Origin of the sequence: Enterobacter sp. CPE_E1241 (assembly GCF_045618265.1) — a bacterium.
In the GTDB taxonomy this organism is placed as follows: Bacteria; Pseudomonadota; Gammaproteobacteria; order Enterobacterales; family Enterobacteriaceae; genus Enterobacter; species Enterobacter adelaidei.
Genome location: NZ_JBIWYV010000001.1, coordinates 1,044,656 through 1,062,710, shown reverse-complemented (window position 1 = coordinate 1,062,710; position 18,055 = coordinate 1,044,656). Strand labels below are relative to the sequence as shown.

21 protein-coding genes are annotated in these 18,055 nt (G+C 53.5%); 6 read left to right on the top strand and 15 right to left on the bottom strand.

The genetic code is table 11. From position 1 onward, the window contains the following. Nucleotides 1-11: 11 nt before the first annotated feature. Entirely contained in the window at nt 12-917 is a 906-nt protein-coding gene (gene mak, locus ACJ9Y9_RS05110; protein WP_032666842.1) for a fructokinase, read from the bottom strand. Between the two features lie 123 nt (nt 918-1,040). Here mak and rdgC point away from each other — a divergent pair, with 123 nt between their 5' ends. Further along, entirely contained in the window at nt 1,041-1,955 is a 915-nt protein-coding gene (gene rdgC / locus ACJ9Y9_RS05105) for a recombination-associated protein RdgC (RefSeq protein WP_028017678.1), read from the top strand. Between the two features lie 48 nt (nt 1,956-2,003). Here the strand turns inward: rdgC and ppnP are convergent, their stop codons facing one another. The 5 genes from ppnP to ACJ9Y9_RS05080 all read right to left on the bottom strand — a co-directional run bounded on the left by ppnP (nt 2,004) and on the right by ACJ9Y9_RS05080 (nt 4,642). After that, nucleotides 2,004-2,291, bottom strand: coding sequence for a pyrimidine/purine nucleoside phosphorylase (gene ppnP, locus ACJ9Y9_RS05100; protein ID WP_008503270.1), 288 nt, complete (start codon nt 2,289-2,291; stop codon nt 2,004-2,006). Nucleotides 2,292-2,362: 71 nt separating this feature from the next. Beyond that, nucleotides 2,363-3,040 carry an AroM family protein gene (locus tag ACJ9Y9_RS05095; protein ID WP_028017679.1) on the bottom strand — a complete coding sequence of 226 codons (678 nt, stop codon included), beginning with the start codon at nt 3,038-3,040 and terminating at the stop codon, nt 2,363-2,365. Between the two features lie 237 nt (nt 3,041-3,277). Further along, entirely contained in the window at nt 3,278-3,469 is a 192-nt protein-coding gene (gene yaiA / locus ACJ9Y9_RS05090) for a protein YaiA (RefSeq protein WP_028017680.1), read from the bottom strand. 45 nt (nt 3,470-3,514) lie between these two features. Beyond that, nucleotides 3,515-4,039: a shikimate kinase AroL gene (gene aroL / locus ACJ9Y9_RS05085; RefSeq protein WP_028017681.1), complete on the bottom strand. Its 525-nt coding sequence runs from the start codon at nt 4,037-4,039 to the stop codon at nt 3,515-3,517. A gap of 144 nt (nt 4,040-4,183) precedes the next feature. Continuing rightward, nucleotides 4,184-4,642: a YaiI/YqxD family protein gene (locus ACJ9Y9_RS05080; RefSeq protein WP_014830847.1), complete on the bottom strand. Its 459-nt coding sequence runs from the start codon at nt 4,640-4,642 to the stop codon at nt 4,184-4,186. A gap of 97 nt (nt 4,643-4,739) precedes the next feature. On the opposite strand from ACJ9Y9_RS05080, the gene proC reads away from it, so the two are divergent. Beyond that, nucleotides 4,740-5,549, top strand: a complete 810-nt coding sequence (gene proC / locus ACJ9Y9_RS05075; RefSeq protein ID WP_028017682.1) for a pyrroline-5-carboxylate reductase — start codon at nt 4,740-4,742, stop codon at nt 5,547-5,549. Between the two features lie 16 nt (nt 5,550-5,565). Here proC and adrA read toward each other — a convergent pair whose 3' ends face one another. The 5 genes from adrA to ACJ9Y9_RS05050 all read right to left on the bottom strand — a co-directional run bounded on the left by adrA (nt 5,566) and on the right by ACJ9Y9_RS05050 (nt 10,383). Continuing rightward, nucleotides 5,566-6,669 (bottom strand): diguanylate cyclase AdrA, encoded by a 1,104-nt coding sequence (adrA, locus tag ACJ9Y9_RS05070; protein WP_032666843.1) that lies wholly within the window; start codon nt 6,667-6,669, stop codon nt 5,566-5,568. A 102-nt stretch (nt 6,670-6,771) separates the two neighbouring features. Further along, complete coding sequence (gene psiF, locus ACJ9Y9_RS05065) at nt 6,772-7,092, bottom strand: phosphate starvation-inducible protein PsiF (protein ID WP_028017684.1); 321 nt, start codon at nt 7,090-7,092, stop codon at nt 6,772-6,774. Between the two features lie 89 nt (nt 7,093-7,181). Further along, nucleotides 7,182-8,597, bottom strand: coding sequence for an alkaline phosphatase (gene phoA / locus ACJ9Y9_RS05060; RefSeq protein WP_407226070.1), 1,416 nt, complete (start codon nt 8,595-8,597; stop codon nt 7,182-7,184). 99 nt (nt 8,598-8,696) lie between these two features. Further along, the gene (gene iraP / locus ACJ9Y9_RS05055) at nt 8,697-8,957 is read right to left on the bottom strand and encodes an anti-adapter protein IraP (RefSeq protein WP_028017686.1); all 261 of its coding nucleotides are present in this window, start codon (nt 8,955-8,957) and stop codon (nt 8,697-8,699) included. 211 nt (nt 8,958-9,168) lie between these two features. Beyond that, nucleotides 9,169-10,383: a multidrug efflux MFS transporter gene (locus ACJ9Y9_RS05050; RefSeq protein ID WP_028017687.1), complete on the bottom strand. Its 1,215-nt coding sequence runs from the start codon at nt 10,381-10,383 to the stop codon at nt 9,169-9,171. A gap of 293 nt (nt 10,384-10,676) precedes the next feature. On the opposite strand from ACJ9Y9_RS05050, the gene ddlA reads away from it, so the two are divergent. Continuing rightward, the gene (ddlA, locus tag ACJ9Y9_RS05045; protein WP_028017688.1) at nt 10,677-11,777 is read left to right on the top strand and encodes a D-alanine--D-alanine ligase; all 1,101 of its coding nucleotides are present in this window, start codon (nt 10,677-10,679) and stop codon (nt 11,775-11,777) included. Here the strand turns inward: ddlA and ACJ9Y9_RS05040 are convergent. After that, complete coding sequence (locus ACJ9Y9_RS05040; protein ID WP_028017689.1) at nt 11,774-12,010, bottom strand: DUF2754 family protein; 237 nt, start codon at nt 12,008-12,010, stop codon at nt 11,774-11,776. The genes ddlA and ACJ9Y9_RS05040 overlap by 4 nt on opposite strands. Before the next feature lie 248 nt (nt 12,011-12,258). On the opposite strand from ACJ9Y9_RS05040, the gene ACJ9Y9_RS05035 reads away from it, so the two are divergent. Beyond that, on the top strand, nt 12,259-12,558 hold the full coding sequence (locus tag ACJ9Y9_RS05035; protein WP_028017690.1) for a DUF2755 family protein: 300 nt from the start codon (nt 12,259-12,261) through the stop codon (nt 12,556-12,558). Here the strand turns inward: ACJ9Y9_RS05035 and ACJ9Y9_RS05030 are convergent. From ACJ9Y9_RS05030 to ACJ9Y9_RS05020, 3 genes are all read right to left on the bottom strand, one after another. Further along, on the bottom strand, nt 12,555-13,652 hold the full coding sequence (locus ACJ9Y9_RS05030) for a DUF1615 domain-containing protein (protein ID WP_028017691.1): 1,098 nt from the start codon (nt 13,650-13,652) through the stop codon (nt 12,555-12,557). The two genes, ACJ9Y9_RS05035 and ACJ9Y9_RS05030, sit on opposite strands and share 4 nt — an antisense overlap. A 14-nt stretch (nt 13,653-13,666) precedes the next feature. Next, nucleotides 13,667-14,887 carry a peptide antibiotic transporter SbmA gene (sbmA, locus tag ACJ9Y9_RS05025; RefSeq protein WP_028017692.1) on the bottom strand — a complete coding sequence of 407 codons (1,221 nt, stop codon included), beginning with the start codon at nt 14,885-14,887 and terminating at the stop codon, nt 13,667-13,669. A 115-nt stretch (nt 14,888-15,002) separates the two neighbouring features. After that, the gene (locus tag ACJ9Y9_RS05020; RefSeq protein ID WP_028017693.1) at nt 15,003-15,536 is read right to left on the bottom strand and encodes an isochorismatase family protein; all 534 of its coding nucleotides are present in this window, start codon (nt 15,534-15,536) and stop codon (nt 15,003-15,005) included. Between the two features lie 204 nt (nt 15,537-15,740). Between ACJ9Y9_RS05020 and ampH the strand changes: the two genes are divergently transcribed. Both ampH and hemB read left to right on the top strand, forming a co-directional pair. Beyond that, nucleotides 15,741-16,901, top strand: coding sequence for a D-alanyl-D-alanine-carboxypeptidase/endopeptidase AmpH (gene ampH, locus ACJ9Y9_RS05015; RefSeq protein WP_028017694.1), 1,161 nt, complete (start codon nt 15,741-15,743; stop codon nt 16,899-16,901). 163 nt (nt 16,902-17,064) lie between these two features. Further along, nucleotides 17,065-18,039 carry a porphobilinogen synthase gene (gene hemB, locus ACJ9Y9_RS05010; protein ID WP_028017695.1) on the top strand — a complete coding sequence of 325 codons (975 nt, stop codon included), beginning with the start codon at nt 17,065-17,067 and terminating at the stop codon, nt 18,037-18,039. Nucleotides 18,040-18,055 lie beyond the last annotated feature (16 nt).

Below are 18,055 nucleotides of genomic sequence, written 5' to 3'. Positions count from 1 at the left end.
ACTCTTTGCTTTTATTCCGGCCACAACCATGCCGCACCGCGCACGCCGCTGGAATCACCGTGCAGCGCTTTGCGGATCGGGGTCTCACACTCGCCGCCAAACACCCACTGTTTCACCAGATTCGGGACCGTGCTGTACAGGCGGTCGACGTTGCTCATGCCGCCGCCGAGCACAATCACGTCCGGGTCGAGAATATTCACCACGTGCGCCAGCGATTTCGCCAGGCGCATTTCGTAGCGGCGGAGCGCCAGTTCAGCTACCGAATCCTGTTCTTCGACCAGACGCATGATCTCGCTCCCTTTGAGCGGCTGACCACTCAGACGGTGGTAATCGGTCGCAAAACCGGTACCGGAGATAAACGTCTCAATACAACCTTGCTTGCCGCAATAGCACGGTACTTCAGCGCGGTATTTAAGCTCATCTTCATCCATCCACGGCAGTGGGTTGTGTCCCCACTCGCCCGCCGTACCGTTACCCCCGATATGGGCACGCCCGACTAAGGCCACGCCTGCTCCGCAGCCGGTACCGATGATGACGGCAAAAACGGTATGGGCACCGGCAGCCGCGCCGTCAATCGCTTCTGAAACCGCCAGACAGTTGGCGTCGTTGGCCAGACGCACTTCGCGCTTCAGACGCGCGCTCAAATCTTTATCAAAAGGCTGACCGTTTAGCCACGTCGAGTTGGCATTTTTAACCACCCCGGTATAAGGCGAGATCGACCCAGGGATCCCCATTCCGACGGAGCCGGTTTGTCCTGTCGCCTGCTCTGCCATTTCAACCAGTCTCGCGATCGTCTCGATAGTCTGGTGATAATCATCGCGCGGCGTAGGCAGACGGTGGCGGAACAGCTGTTCCCCCTGCTCGCTCAGTGCGATGACTTCTGTTTTGGTGCCGCCCAAATCAATCCCAATACGCACAAGACTCTCCTCATTATTTTGATTATCAACAGAGTAGAAGCACGCTTCCCGATTAGCAATGCAAGCGATGCGACAATTCGTTATCATGCCCGCTGATTTAACGACAAGGCCGTGGAAATTATCATGCTGTGGTTCAAAAATTTGATGGTTTACCGTCTCAGCCGCGACGTTTCGCTGCGTGCAGAAGAGATGGAAAAACAGTTAGCCGCTTACACCTTTTCCCCTTGCGGTAGCCAGGATATGGCAAAAACCGGTTGGGTTCCGCCAATGGGTTCACAAAGCGATGCACTGACCCACGCCAGCAGCACGGGTCAAATCATCGTCTGCGCCCGTAAAGAAGAGAAAATTCTGCCAACACCGGTGGTTAAACAGGCGCTCGAAGCGAAGATCTTCAAGCTGGAAGCCGAGCAGGGTCGCAAGCTGAAGAAAACCGAAAAAGATTCGCTGAAAGACGAAGTTCTGCACTCTCTGCTGCCGCGCGCCTTTAGCCGCTTCAGCCAGACCATGATGTGGATCGATACCGTTAACGGGCTGATTATGGTGGACTGCGCCAGCGCCAAAAAAGCAGAAGATACGCTGGCTCTGCTGCGCAAAAGCATCGGCTCTCTGCCGGTCGTACCGTTGGCGCTGGAAACGCCAATCGAGCTGACCCTGACCGAGTGGGTACGCAGCGGTGCTGCCGCGCAAGGTTTCCAGATCCTCGATGAGGCCGAGCTGAAAGCCCTGCTGGAAGATGGCGGCGTGATCCGCGCGAAGAAACAGGATCTGGTGAGCGACGAGATTGCCGTACACATCGAAGCGGGCAAAGTGGTGACCAAACTGGCGCTCGACTGGCAGCAGCGGATTCAGTTTATGATGTGCGATGACGGTTCCGTGAAACGTCTGAAGTTCTGCGATGAACTGCGCGATCAGAATGAAGACATCGACCGGGAAGATTACGCCCAGCGCTTTGACGCGGACTTCATCCTGATGACCGGGGAACTGGCCGCGTTGATTCAGAATCTGGTGGAAGGTCTCGGCGGCGAAGCGCAAAGATAACAGGCAAAGCGTAGGCCGGGTAAGCGTTAGCGCCACCCGGCTTATTTTTTATTTCAGATAGCGGCACAGATAAGAGGTCGGTTCAGCAACCTGCAGATGGAACTCGCTGTGGCCAGGAACGTTGAAAACCTGTCCGGCTGCGTAAACTTTCCATTCCGTTTCACCCGGCAGTAGGACGTTGAGCGCACCGCTAACGACCGTCATCTCTTCCGCTTCGGCCGTACCAAAAGTGTATTCCCCTTCGGCCATGACACCGACACTGGCGCGGCCAGTGCTGCTGCTGGTAAAACCAATGGATTTCACTTTACCGGAAAAGTATTCGTTACTTTGAAGCATGAACTGGCCCTTATATTTTTAGATAAAAATTCACTATAGGGGCCATGCTCATCACCTGTCACGCAAAATCATTACGTCAGAAGCTCTGAAGCCAGGCGAGCCATCAGAACATTGGATAACAGCACCGGCACATCCAGCGCCTTCTGCAGTAAATCGCGATGATGCTGGTGGAAGCCAAGACAGTCCAGGATCAACACATCCGCCCCTCTCTCCAGCAACTCACGTCCGGCCTCAATCAGTGCGGCATCGCTATCCCAGAAAGGATTTGCCAGCGCATATAAGGGCACTTTTTCAAGCACGTGCCACTTTGCCTCCTGGTTGTCCATCAACTCTTCAATCGGGACGATGACCCCCACCTGATGACCATCAACAATTGAGGCCACCAGCGGCGGGATGATGCGCATCGGCTCCAGCAGAATCGCATTACGCGCCGTGAGACCTTTAATGGGTGCGGTACTCATCAGCAAAATAACGTCATAACCTTGATTATCGAGCACTTCTATCACCCCTTGCAGCGAGCGCTCGATTTTCTGACGCGAAACATGCGCCAGTTTACCGTCACTTAATAACGTCGCCAGGGGATCCTCCCCCGCCTCGACAGCGTAGTCCTCCATGACCTCTTCCCGACTCATCTTCCCCAGCAGGCTAAGATGCGTTATCTGTTGTTCAGAGACATGCTCGGTTAAGAGCGGTAACACTTCGCTTACAGGGACCACACCAATGGTGAGGATCGCCAACGTCGCCTTCATCTTTATCGCCTTCCATTACTACAACATCGTGCACACAGGTACAGGCTCACTACGCTGCACAGTTCATTTTTTCAACAAAACAGCACCAAGCGTAGCAGGTGATCTTCACATCGAAATGTAAAGATCGACCGTCAATATCGGAGTTACTTGTAATAACTAAATATTAACTCCTGCTTAACTTTCTCGATGAGTAAAAAGTGTGATTCAGGCACGATCCTGGAGCGTTTAGGAAAACGGTCAGGTTATATCAGGATCTTCGTAGCGCCGTTTCGCATCCAGCGCTTCCTGTTCAGTCTCGTGTTCACTGATCAGCGAGTCTGGTTTAGGGTGATCGGCACGCAGTTGATACCAGGTAACAGTATGACCCGTATGGCCTTTTTCAACGGTAATAATGCGCGCTTCACGCGGATAGGGAGGTCTGGTCGGCATAGCTCATCCTTTTTTATATGTCTGAGCTATAAGTATAGACGCCGGTTAGCTGGCACAAGCCAAACGTAGAGCAGTAATAATCTGGGTAACCACATCTTCAGGAGCCGCAGAAGCATCCACCACGTGGTGTGCTGCTTCACGGTATAGCGCATCACGTTCAGCCAGCACTTCTCTCACCTCTTCGCTAAGCGGTCTGGAGGTCAGTGCAGGACGTTGCCCCTCTTCCGGAAAGGCTTCCAGACGCCCTACCAGAGCCGAAACAGGTGCACTGAGATAGATCACAATCCCTTTTTCGCGCATAAAGTGGCGATTACATTCAGCCAGAACAATGCCCCCTCCTGTCGCGATAACCGCAGAAGGTGTGGTTACCGCTTTCAGCGCTGCCGTTTCACGTGCGCGGAAGCTGTCCCATCCTTCCTGTTCGACAATGTCCGCGATCGTTCTTCCGGCCTCTGTTTGCAACCAGTGGTCAGTATCCACAAACTGACGATCGCACGCGCGTGCCAGTTCCAGGCCAACGGTGGTTTTCCCACAGCCGCGGGGGCCAACTAAAAAGATGGGTTGGGTCATAACCAGGTGTTCCCCTTGATGCCGGATGGCCGAAGAGTGTAAAGAAATAATTGCAGAAGATGTTTCGATTACTTTACTGCAAAGCGGTACGGGATGACAACCCTGAGGAGGCCATACTGTACCACAAATTGACAATGGTTATCATTACGCGGTGCGACGCTTCACTTCCAGCAACCATTTATCCAGCTCTGCGGCAAACTGCTGACGATCGCGCTGGGATAAGCTGTCTGGCCCACCCGTCTGCACACCGCTGGCGCGGAGCGTATCCATAAAATCACGCATAGTGAGTTTTTCCCGAATGGTCGCAGGTGAATAACGCTCACCCCGAGGGTTAAGCGCTGCAGCCCCTTTCTCCAGCACTTCGGCAGCCAGAGGGATATCCGCAGTGATCACCAGATCTTCCGCGCTACACAGACGGACAATTTCGTTATCCGCCACGTCAAACCCGGCCGGAACCCGCAACGCGCGAATGAATCTGGAAGGAGGGACGCGAATATTCTGGTTCGCCACCAGCGTTAGCGGCATCTGAACACGCTCGGCGGCACGGAACAAAATTTCTTTAATCACATTCGGACACGCGTCCGCATCAACCCAAATCGCCATATTGTCTCCCCTTAATGACTCTGCCGACTATTGTCGCCTGCATTTCGTTGTTAAGCTATCAATCAGAGAAAACAACGCATAATGACGGAGAGTCGTGATGGATAAGAAAATCGGGTTTATCGGCTGCGGTAACATGGGCAAAGCCATCCTGGGCGGCCTGATCGCCAGCGGGCAGGTTCTGCCGGGTCAGATTTGGGTTTATACCCCGTCACCTGATAAAGTCGCCGCGTTGCGCGATCAATACGGGATCAACGCCGCCGAAAGCGCTCAGGAAGTCGCCCAGGTCGCCGATATCGTCTTTGGCGCCGTCAAGCCGAACATCATGATCAAAGTGCTGAGCGACATCACCTCCAGCCTGAATAAAGAGACGCTGGTCGTCTCCATTGCTGCGGGCGTCACGCTGGATCAACTGGCGCGCGCGCTGGGTCATGACCGTAAAATCGTCCGGGCGATGCCTAATACCCCCTCACTGGTTAACGCTGGCATGACTTCCGTCACGCCAAACGCACTGGTGACCACGGAAGACGTGGCTGATGTCCTGAACATTTTCCGCTGCTTCGGTGAAGCGGAAGTGATTGCCGAATCCATGATCCATCCGGTTGTCGGCGTGAGCGGTTCAGCCCCTGCGTATGTCTTCATGTTCTTAGAAGCGATGGCCGACGCCGCAGTACTGGGCGGTATGCCGCGTGCGCAGGCGTATAAATTCGCAGCACAGGCAGTTATGGGTTCTGCCAAAATGGTGCTGGAAACCGGTAAACATCCTGGTGAGCTGAAAGATATGGTTTGCTCCCCTGGTGGTACCACCATCGAAGCGGTGCGGGTACTGGAAGAACGCGGATTCCGTGCTGCCGTCATCGAAGCGATGGCAAAATGCATGGAAAAATCAGAGAAACTGAGTAAATCCTGATCGTCTCAGCCGGGTGTCAGGCAGCCACTTCTGTGCGGCCACGCCCGGCATTTTTTGCCTTGTACAGCGCCACATCAGCCGCCTTGAGCCACTCCCGGTAGTGCCCAAACTGCGGCCCCCAGGTGGCGATACCTACGCTTATGCGCAGGGTTTCTTCAGGTGCGCAAGGTAACGACAGTTTTTCCAGCCGTTCATGAACCCGGGACATAACGGCGATTGCGCTGTCAGCGGCTGTCCGCGACATAATCACCGCAAATTCATCTCCACCAAAACGGCCTATTGCATCGCCTGAACGTACCGAAATCTGCAACTGACGCGTAATCGCAATGATCGCCTCATCACCCACATCATGCCCCCAGGTGTCGTTGATGTTTTTAAAGTGGTCGATATCAATCAGCAATATTGTTGCCGTACCATTATGACGTCGGCACTGCTCAAATTCGTTTCGCAACAGCATTTCCCAGTGTCGACGATTAAAGACTCCTGTCATTCCATCGCGTGTACTCATCATTTCCAGCCGCCGCTTATGTTCAGCCAGCCTGACGGCAGTGCGATGGCTTAGCCAGGCAAACAGCATGGGATAAAGCACAAACACAGGAAGCGTTAAGCCCCACTCCACCGGATCAGGATTAAAGACCACCACTCTCCCGACCGGGGGCAGCGTCAACAGTGCGGAAAGCAGGGTCAATATGATCCCCGGAATGAAGAGTCGACAGCCGCCGGAGCCCATCATATTCATGCCCACCATCATCACCAGCGCGGTTGTGGGTAACGCATTTATCCCCATCACGCCAATCCAGAGCCCGGCGATAATGGCATCCATTTTGAGATTGAAAATTTCCTGCTGATGAGGTGATGAAGCACGACAAGATAACTGCCAGGCGAGATGAGGCCAGATGAACGCCCATCCCACCAGTAAAAGCCACCAGCCACCGGGTAAAAAATGGGTGACCAGTATCCCCGCGACAGGGAAAAACATCGCCGCGAGCCCAACAACGCGCGCCAGCCGAACTCGCCGGGCAAACTGAATGCCAGCACGGTGAGGGGCATCCAGAGAAAGGGTTAAATCCCACTCTTCGCGAATGCATTTTTTGTTGTAATAAGATTCATCATTCATCATTTTTGGGAATATTCTGAAACATTTTCCCAAATTATAGAGAGGGGGGGTGCGAGGAAAGTATGAAATTTCGGGTGAGTCGCCAGAGCCACTCACCCGTTAGAACTACGCTTTTTTCTTCAGGCAGGTGCTCATAAATTTACTGCGATCGTCACCTTTCAGAGACTGCTCAGTGGCCTTCGCATTACAGTCGCGCATTTTCTGCTGCTGTGGCGTCAGGCTTTTTTCAGCAGGTTTAGACGCGCCATTTTTAAGGCAATCGCTCATATAGGTCTTACGGGCATCCCCCTTCAGACTCTGGGACGTGGCCTGTTGGTTACAGGTGGTCATGCGTTGTTGTTGAGGCGTTAATGTTTTCTCTTCCGCGTTCGCCGATGAAATCAGGAACAGGCCAGAGAGCAGAGTAACCAGTAATGTTGTTTTCATTGCACCATCCTTTTGTAAACATTCCCTGTAAGTCTGGTCCGTGACAGGAAAAAAGTCACCCGGCAGAGACAAATTCCGCCGGGCTTTTATCATTTAAGGCCTAGTGCCGCTTTCATGGTGTAGAACAGATCGGTTTGATCGGTCAGTCCTACCACATTTGCCGCATGCGGTCCGTAGGCGGCAATACGCAGCTGAGTGCCCGTGTGCTCCATGGACTCTTCTTCAGAGTTGCCATAGCTCAGCACCATTACAGCACCATCTTTCGTGTTCAGCGCCTGCGTCAGGCCTGGCGCTTTGGTATCTGCCGGGATGATCTGGCTGGCGTGCGCATGGTCCGCGGTGACCACCACAAGAGTGTTTCCGTCTTTCTTCGCGAATTCGAGTGCCTTCTGCACCGCTTCGTCCAGGTCGACGGTTTCGCCAATCTGGCCACACGGATTCGCCGCATGATCTTGCTTGTCGATCGACGCGCCTTCCACCTGCAGGAAGAACCCTTTTTCGCTCTTGCTCAGCAGAGAGATCGCTTTATCGGTCATTGCCGCCAGCGTAGGCACGCTGTCAGTGCGTTTCGGGTTAGGAGTACAGGTCACGGCAGGCTTATCAATATTGCCGTGATAAGAGGCTTTTGGACCTTCCCAGCGCACAGGCATATTGCCATCAGAGAACAGTCCCAGCAGCGGTTTGTCTTGATTCGCCTCAGTGATTGCTGCCAGAGCGCTTGCATCGCTCACCAGTTGATAGCCACGAGCCTGTGCCTGCTCACGCAGCGTTTTACCCTGCCATTCGCCCGCCGTCGCAGTTTCTGCAAAGGTTTTCGCCCCACCGCCCAGCGTGACGTCAGCGCGTGCATTTAGCAGTTGTTCAGTAATCGAGCCTTTGCCCCCTTTTTCCAGGGCGTTGGTTGGACATTTTTCACTGGTCACCGACGGGCCGTAGCACTTACGTGAAGTCACATGCGATACCAGCGCCGCCGGCGTCGCGTCCTGAAGTTCAGCGGTAGAAACGTTACCGGTGGCCAGCCCCGCGGCTTTTGCCATTTCCAGAATGGTTTGATGATCTTTTTCGTGAATATCGACACCCAGCGCGCCATTATAGGTTTTTACCCCCGTAGACCACGCCGTAGCAGAGACAGCCGAATCCGTTACGTAATCCGGTTTACCGGTTTTTTTATCCAGTGAGTAATGGGTATATTGTCCGGTCAGCGGCAATGCGTCGATACCTTTAAAAAATCCGCCTGCCCCCTCGGCATAATTTCGCGCCGCTGTTATTTCGGAATCACCCATTCCATCGCCAATAAGCAGAATGATATTTTTCGCCGGTTTCTCATTCAGCGAAGCGCGAATAGCGGCTGTTTGATCTTCAGATAAACGGCGTGCGCCGCCTGGCTGAGTGATATCCCCTTTTGCTGCGCGATTATCCAGCACGTGAGTATTGGACGTATCAGCATAAATAGCAGGGGTAATAAACAGGGGAAGTAATGCGATGAAAAGTGCGCTCTGTTTCAATTTATTTTCTCCATGTACAAATACATAAAAATAAAAACAGAGCGACTATAGGCATCCTGCATGACAATTCTATGACACGTCGTTATGTCCGGCGACGGTTTAGCTGCGAGGATGCCTCAAGAGCTTCTTTACGTATTGCTGGAGCAACTCTGCATCCTCAACCGGAACCTGAGTATCGGGTTTTGCCTTATCCAGCGCACCTTCGACGCTCTCTATTAATGCCTGTTGGTCAGATTTAACCATCTGTCGTAATAGTGCGGTGACAACAATTTCCAGAGCTTCGACCTGGGCGACCAGTTCTTTTGACTCCTCTTCCTTTTGTGCAAGCTTGACCAGCAACTCAGCAATGAGATTTTTCATCGTGTTATTTCCTTATGTGATTTCCCCTGAAACTAACATCAAGAGGGAAATATGCAAAGCGGAGAAAGGTATTATCTTATGCAAAAGTGACGACATCGAAAAAAAATAGGGTTCCGGAATTATCAGCGAAACGTTTTTCTATAAAAAATGCCGCATTGGGTGATAGAAAAATGCGGCAATCATAAGAATATACAATACATCGACAGAAGCATTATCTTGCCGATTTTACCTCCGCCATATGCCTGCGGCGCCGCAGAGCAATAGCCAGCTGGATAATGTTGATCAAAACAACAATCGCCGTCGCGGCAAATACCCAACGAAAACCGGCCATCGCGGAAACAGAGGCGCCAATAAGCGGACCGGCAACATTACCCAAATACATAAACGACTGGTTATATCCAAAAATACGCCCTGTCACCTGGTCGCTGGAATATTTGACCAGCAAGGTCTGTACCGCAGGCAGCATTGCGCCATCGGCAAAGCCGAGCAAAAATCGCAGCACGCCAAGCTGAAGCGGAGAGGTCACAAACGACATCGCGAAAAAGAGCACCACGGCAAAAATCAGCGTAGCCATCAGAATTCGCGCCGTACCGATCCTATCCCCCAGTTTTCCCAACCGTGGTGCAGAAATCAGTGCCGATACGCCTGGCACGGCGGCGATCATGCCGCTGAGAAAGGCGATATTATTGCTGTCTGGCTCCATCGACTTAATAAACAACGCCAGAATCGGCCCGACCGAACCGTTACAGAGCTGGATCACCATAGTAGTAACAAACAGGCTGATCATGAGCCCAGGGTAAGGCAGAGAGGCGAAGACAGCCTTGCCACTCAGACGTTCAGATTTGCTGATAACGGGACGACCGCCCTCTTTGATAAGAAAAAGCGTGACCAGAAAACTGACCACCAGCAGGATCGCGGTAATGATAAATACGGCGCGCAGCCCTACGTGGTCCGCCAGAAAGCCCCCCAGCAGCGGGCCGCCAATTACGCCGCTAATCTGTGCGGTGGAAAGCGTACTCAGCGCCCAGCCGCTACGTTCTCGCGGCACCTGCGAGGCGACCAGCGCCATGGCATTCGGAATATACCCGGAAGTCAGCCCCATCACCGCCCGCAGGAAAAACAGTTGCCAGACGTTGGTGGCGAAGGCCTGCAGCAGAATGGCAATCGCCATCCCGAGCGAGGCGCGCAGCAGCATCAGCTTTCGGCCTTTCCGATCCGCCAGGCTGCCCCACATTGGTGACACAATCGCGGAGACCAGAAACGTGACGCTGAACGTCAGACCAGACCACATGGAGAGCGCCTCGTGCGAGGTCACACCCAACTGCGACACATACAGCGGCAGGAACGGCAGGATCTGGCTGATGGCGAGCCCGGTAAAGAAGCAACCGAACCAGACCGAGATAAGATTAACTTTCCATGATTCCATAAAGAAACAGTCTTCATTTTTAGGCGAATTCGCCTACAGATTAGCAAGTTACGCATAGTGACGTCGCACCAGAGATGCGGCCTTGATGACTTTGGTGTTTTATCTTCCCAGTCATCATATTTGTGAAATAAGTCACAAATCATCCATTACCAGGCGAGATTTTATGCTTCAGAAGAGTTTTCCCTCTCCCACTTCCCCATCAACATTCCCCAAAACATTATGGCGGAAGGCCGCGAAACCCGCAGGGCATCGTGGTATGTTATTGGCTTTTCGTCATACTGGAAGAGAGTGAGATGGCAAAGCAGCGCGTAGGTATTGTCTTTGGGGGAAAATCAGCAGAGCACGAGGTTTCATTGCAATCAGCCAAGAATATCGTTGATGCAATTGATAAAAGCCGTTTCGACGTGGTGCTGCTGGGCATTGATAAACAGGGCCAGTGGCATGTTAACGATGCTAGCCAGTATCTGCTTAATGCCAACGATCCAGCACATATCGCCCTTAATCCTTCGGAAATTAGCGTCGCCACTGTGCCCGGCGTCGTGAAGGGGCAACTCATCGACGCTGGCAATGCACAGTCTCTCGCTCAGATTGATGTCGTGTTCCCCATCGTTCACGGTACTCTGGGTGAAGATGGTTCCCTGCAGGGAATGTTGCGCATGGCCAACCTGCCGTTCGTCGGCTCGGACGTCCTCGGCTCTGCCGCGTGCATGGACAAAGACGTCACCAAACGCCTGCTGCGTGATGCCGGGCTGAATATAGCGCCTTTCGTGACGCTCACTCGCGCCAATCGCGACAAACACAGCTTCGCGCAAATTAGCGGAGAGCTGGGTCTGCCGCTGTTTGTGAAACCGGCAAATCAGGGCTCCTCCGTAGGCGTCAGCAAAGTCACCAGCGAAGAAGAGTTCACACAGGCTGTCCGTCTGGCGTTTGAATTCGACCATAAAGTGGTGGTTGAGCAGGGCATTAAAGGCCGTGAAATTGAGTGCGCCGTGCTGGGCAATGATATTCCACAGGCGAGCACCTGCGGTGAAGTGGTCTTAAACAGCGACTTCTACTCCTACGACACCAAATACATTGATGACAAAGGTGCTCAGGTTGTCGTGCCTGCCAATATCGATCCCGCAATCAACGATAAGATCCGGGCGATCGCCATTAACGCCTATCAGACACTCGGCTGCAGCGGTATGGCGCGTGTGGATGTATTCCTGACGTCGGAAAACGAGGTAGTCATCAATGAAATCAACACGCTGCCGGGTTTCACAAATATCAGCATGTATCCGAAACTGTGGCAGGCGAGCGGACTGAGCTACTCTGAGCTTATCACTCGCCTGATCGAGCTGGCGCTGGAGCGTCATGCCGCCGACAGCGCCCTTAAAAGCTCCGTAAACGGTTAATCGGCGCTCTTCGCCGTCTCCGTCTCATCCGCTGTCGTCTCTTCAGGACGACGGCGGATAATCAATCCAGCCAGCCAGAAGCTGATCACCCAGGTCACCAGCCCGACGGCATAGGTTTGCCATCCTTTTGCTTCAAATCCCAGCAGCCCCACGACGCCGTTAAGAATAAAGATCAGCCCGATAGCAAAGGCGTAGTAGTGCCAGTCACGGCGTAGTTTGGACGTGAGTTTCATAACAACTCCGGCAGGAAAAAAAGACATCCTCTCACAGTTTTACGGCCAGGTCTGTGGCGGATACGGAAATTCTGAAACGCGACGCAATTTCACTTAAGGGATGAAATTGTGATGTGCTGCAGAAATCGACAATCCAGGAGAATTCCTGAGGGTAAATTACCACGATTCTGATATTGACAAATGCGATGACCTGTCAAACTCCCCCTGTAAGAAGCGTATTGAACAGAGTGATATTTCGGGAGGTCATCATGGCTGATTTTACATTGTCGAAACCGATTTTTGGCGGCAAACCAAAAACCTCCACGGCAGGTAATATTGCTTATGCCCTGTTTGTTCTGTTCTGCTTCTGGGCCGGTTCCCAGCTGCTCAATATGCTGGTTCATGCGCCAGGGGTATATGAACACCTGATGCAGGTACAGGATAACGGACGCCCGCGAGTTGAGATTGGGTTTGGTGTCAGTACCCTGTTTGGCCTTGTTCCCTTCCTCGCCGGTTGTATGATTTTAGGCGTCGTGGCGTTAGTTTTGCGTGTTCGCCGCCGCCGTTAAAGCCCCATACAACGCGCCCGACGATCGTCCACCCGCTTTGCGAACCATGCGGTTGTCAGGTTACGCGTGATCTTCGGGCTTTCCAGTTGAATACCCGGCAGAATAGCTCTCGGTAACGTTTTCCCGCTCTTCTGCTCGGCAAGAGCAAAGACTTTCTTGTACAGATCCGTTTTCTCAAAGGCCAGGCTGTCACCTTTCTCAAGCTGACGGCGAATATCGCTGTTGCTCAGGCCAAGCGCTGTCGATAATTTCCGTACCGCCAGCTCGGTGCTGCCCGCCTCGCTGCTGCCGTAAGCGATGAGATCGCCGTCCAGCGCCAGCTTGACGCCGCTTGCGCGGCTGACCGCACTCTGGAACGCCGCATTACGGCTGGCATACCAGCCCGCGTTAAAATCGGCAAAACGGTACAGCGGCTCATTGTAGTTCGCCGGATAGTTCAGCAGATGATACGTGCCGAACCACAGCCCACCGCGCAGGGAGAAGACCTCCTGGCGTACCGTACCGTCGATTTTCCACGGGTAGCCGTCGGTATGCTTCTCCGCGAACGCGATGCTCACCTGCATCGGGCCACCGGTGTGTACCGGGTTCAGTGAGCCAAACAGCTTCTGCCCCATCGGGACCATACTGATGAAATCATCAAAGATGGCGCTGAGCTGTTTTTCAGTTTTCACCGTATCCAGCCGTTCGCTGTAGCTTTTTCCGTTTGGCGAGGTGATTTTAAGTGCGGTATGAACAAGAAAGACCGGGATATGCATGGATTCCGCGCGGCGGTCGATCTCTTTCCAGGCAATGTTGTTCAGACCCGGCACCACCGGGTCTGACTGGTACATTGATTCCTGCTGCGCCACCGCCAGCACCGAGCAAATATTCTCCTCGGTCGGCGCGATCTTTTGGCTTTCAAAGGTTTTTGCCAGCGCGTCTGCCCACGCATTGCGATCCTTCACGCTGGCGGGCATTTTCTGCCGCACAACGCTTGCCACATCAACCGGCTTTTCGCCCTTCTTGAGCGGAGCAGCCCCTTTTTCGGCGCATCCGACCAGGACGAGAGCAGTCAGTAAGGACAACGGTAACGCACGCGGTACGGCAAAAGACATAGCAACTCCCTGTATTAGCTAAAAGTATTGGTCACTTCCTGCAGGTCACGATCGTCCAGCTCACGTTCAAAGCTGCGCAGACGTTTGTAAATAGACATCAGCTCCACCAGCGTGGTCCAGGAGTTGATTAAGTACTGGAACGCCCCACGGACCTGACCGAAAACGTTAGTGATCTGCGTCATCAGACCGAGCGTAATCGTACCCGCAACAATGGACGGGAACAGCAAGAACAAACCGAAAACGTTATCCACCTGCAGATACAAAATGCGCGCAATGTTGAAATACATATAGTGGAAGTAGAGACGGAAATAGTTACGACGCACAGCGCTGAACAGCTCACGTACGGTCGGTGGCGATGCACGGTTTGCATCATCTTCACCGTATACCAGCTCTTTACGATAAGCCGCTTCGACACGCTGATTTTTAAACTGCAGCCCTGGCAGTTTAATCCCAACCACCGCCAGCAGCCCCGTCCCCATCAGAGACCAGACGATTGCTGCAATCACCAGACCGTACGGTAGATGGCCGACAATAGGCAGATCCGGCACATGCGCCGAGAGTGTAACCAACACGGGCAGGAAGGCAATAAGCGTCATAATGGCATTGATAAAGCTTACACCCATGTCTTCAAGGGTGGAGGCAAAACGCATGGTATCTTCCTGCACACGCTGCGCCGCACCTTCGATATGGCGCAGGTGTTGCCAGTGCGCCATATAGTGTTCGTTCATCGCGGTACGCCAGCGGAAAACATAGTGGCTGACGAAGAAGTTGTTCATCACACCGATGACTACAGCAATAAGAGCGATGCCAAGGAAAATGCCTACCTCGTGGTAGAACTGATTAATGGTCACTTTATGCGGTGAACTCAGCGCTGTCTGGATCAGATCATAGAACGGAGCATACCAGGCGTTGACCGCCACACCCACTTCCACAAGGAACCAGGTCACAAAAATAATCAGTGATGTGCCGAGGATTGACCAGTATTGCCAGCGGTGCGGAGAGTACACAAACCAGAACAGCGCAAACATCCCCACGCACAGCATGTAATAGGCATAAAACAGCAGATAGCTCAGCGACCAGAAGCGCGCCGCGCTAATCGGTACATCGCCCGTCGCACCCGTGATGCGCGTCAGCCAGGTACCGCCGCCCGCCTGCCAGAAAATAACGGCGATCAGTGCCCAAATAAATGCCGACAGGAAAAAAGGCCCCGGCTTTGGGAAAAAAGACTTAAACATAATGCTTCCTTCTTGTTGTTATGGCTTTTGCTGTGTTCAACACATCACCACACGAAAATCATGCCTGAGCCCGTCTCAAGGCTCAGGCAAAAAGGTCAGACCCGAGGGTTAATTATTAGTTCGCTTTCCAGTTTTCGAGAATTGTTTCGGTGCGTTTCACCGCGAGAGGATTCGCCGGCGCGATGAAGTTACGCCAGACGTCGTTGTGGTGGTTAATCAGGATCTGCGCATCTGCCGCCGGGCGATTGGCGGTAGTGTGGGCATCTTCCGCCACGGTGATGTGATAACCCCGGCTCACACCGTTCTTTATCGTCGCATCGACACAGTAATCCGTGGCACAACCACAGATGACAAACTCTTGAATACCCTGCTCGCGTAATAGCGCCTCAAGCGGCGTGTTATAAAACGCATCGCAGGCCGTCTTGGTAACATAGAGCGCATCAGCAGGCTGGTGCAGTTCAGGCAGCAATGCAAACCCATCACTTCCCTCTTCCAGCCCTCCGGCCTCGGTATGCTGGATAAAAATCACCTTGTCGGCTGCCTGCGTAAGCTGGTTGATCAGAGAGACACACTTTTCACGCTGATGACGAGGCGTTTCAAATACGCCGTTCTGCATATCGACAACCATAACCACACGCTTTTCAGACATACCGTTCTCCGTAAGATTGAGTGACACAGGTGCCTATCATAAGCCCGATGTCACAAAATGGGAGATGGCTTGCAAGTAAATTGTTCATATTTACCCATGGTTACGTTTTTCTCGCTATCGTTATGCAATTCGGGGCATTGCACGGTTCCGATTAGTAGTATAAATACCCATTACTTTCCTCATTCACTTCATGGATGCTTTTCGTTGAAACGTTGTCTGCTCTCTTTTGCCGCGCTGTGTGCGGTGAGCTTTTCTACCGCCCAGGCAGCCCAACCGCTGACGGCGCCCGTTCTGGCTTCAGATATTGCCGATCGCTACGCGAACCTTATCTATTACGGCAGCGGCGCGACCGGGATGGCGATGGTCGTGATCGACGGCAACCAGCGCGTGTTCCGCAGCTTTGGCGAGACGCGCCCAGGAAATAACGTTCACCCGCAGCTGGATTCCGTTATCCGCATCGCATCCTTAACCAAGCTGATGACGAGTGAAATGCTGGTGAAACTGCTCGACCAGGGCGTGGTTAAGCTCGACGACCCGCTCAGCAAATACGCGCCGCCTGGCGCGCGCGTTCCGACCTACCAGGGCACGCCAATCCGGCTTGTGAACCTTGCCACCCATACCAGCGCCCTGCCGCGTGAGCAGCCTGGTGGAGCAGCGCATCGTGACGTATTTGTCTGGCCAACGCGCGACCAGCGCTGGAACTATCTGAGCACTGCCACGCTGAAGGCGGCTCCGGGTTCGCAGGCCTCTTATTCAAACCTGGCGTTTGACCTGCTGGCGGACGCCCTTTCTACGGCGTCTGGTAAACCCTACACGCAGCTGTTTGAAGAACAGATAACCCGCCCGCTGGGCATGAAAGACACCACCTTTACCCCGTCCCCGGACCAGTGCCGTCGCCTGATGGTGGCAGAGAAAGGCGCTAGCCCCTGTAATAACACGCTGGCGGCCGTGGGCAGCGGCGGGGTTTACTCCACGCCTGGCGATATGATGCGCTGGATGCAGCAGTTCCTTTCATCGGATTTCTACTCGCGCAGCAGCCAGGCCGATCGTATGCAGACCCTGATTTATCAGCGTACCCAACTGCACCGCGTTATTGGGATGGACGTGCCGGGTAAAGCCGATGCGCTCGGCCTGGGCTGGGTCTATCTGGCACCGAAAAATGGCCGTCCGGGTATTATTCAGAAAACCGGCGGCGGCGGTGGATTTATTACGTATATGGCGATGATCCCGCAGTCAAACGTAGGCGCATTTGTGGTGGTTACCCGCTCTCCGCATACGCGTTTCGTCAATATGAGTGACGGCCTTAATAATTTAGTGGCTGAACTGAGCGCCAATAAAGCTCAGGTGCTTACCGCGTCCAACTGATATTAATATTCCGTGGGCAAGCGGTTGATGTTAAACCGTTTGCCCCGAACGCTCCCCTCCCGCCGTCTTGCATGACCTGACGGTAAACCGCCCACTTTAATAAACACCTCACGACGCTTTCGGGTACACTAGCCCTCTTTGTTCCACAAACATCAGGCATACCATGACCGATTTAATTGCACGTCCCCGCCGCCTGCGCAAGTCACCTGCACTGCGCGCTATGTTTGAAGAGACAACACTGACCTTAAACGATCTGGTGTTGCCGATTTTTGTCGAAGAAGAGATTGATGACTATAAGGCCATCGAAGCCATGCCTGGCGTGATGCGCATTCCGGAAAAATATCTGGCGCGTGAGATCGAACGCATCGCCAACGCCGGGATCCGCTCGGTAATGACCTTTGGCATCTCTCACCATACCGATGCCACCGGCAGCGACGCGTGGAAAGAAGATGGCCTCGTCGCACGCATGTCCCGCATCTGCAAAGAGACAGTGCCGGAAATGGTGGTGATGTCTGACACGTGTTTCTGCGAATACACCTCTCATGGCCACTGCGGTGTGCTGTGCGATCACGGCGTGGACAACGATGCCACTCTGCTGAATCTCGGCAAACAAGCGGTCGTCGCTGCCGCTGCCGGTGCGGATTTCATCGCGCCATCCGCCGCGATGGACGGGCAGGTTCAGGCGATTCGTCAGGCCCTGGATGCTGCAGGTTTTACTGACACTGCCATCATGTCCTACTCCACCAAATTTGCCTCCTCGTTCTACGGCCCGTTCCGTGAAGCGGCGGGTACGGCACTGAAAGGCGACCGTAAAACCTATCAGATGAACCCGCTTAACCGCCGGGAAGCGATTCGTGAATCCCTGCTTGATGAAGCCCAGGGCGCAGATTGCCTGATGGTGAAACCGGCCGGTGCTTATCTCGATATCCTGCGCGACATTCGCGAGCGTACCGAGCTGCCACTGGGCGCTTATCAGGTAAGCGGTGAGTACGCGATGATCAAATTCGCCGCCCTGGCAGGTGCGATTGATGAAGAGAAAGTGGTTCTCGAAAGCCTCGGCGCGATCAAACGCGCAGGCGCGGATCTGATCTTCAGCTACTTCGCGCTGGATCTGGCCGAGAAAAAAATCCTCCGCTAATCTTCACCAAACTGCA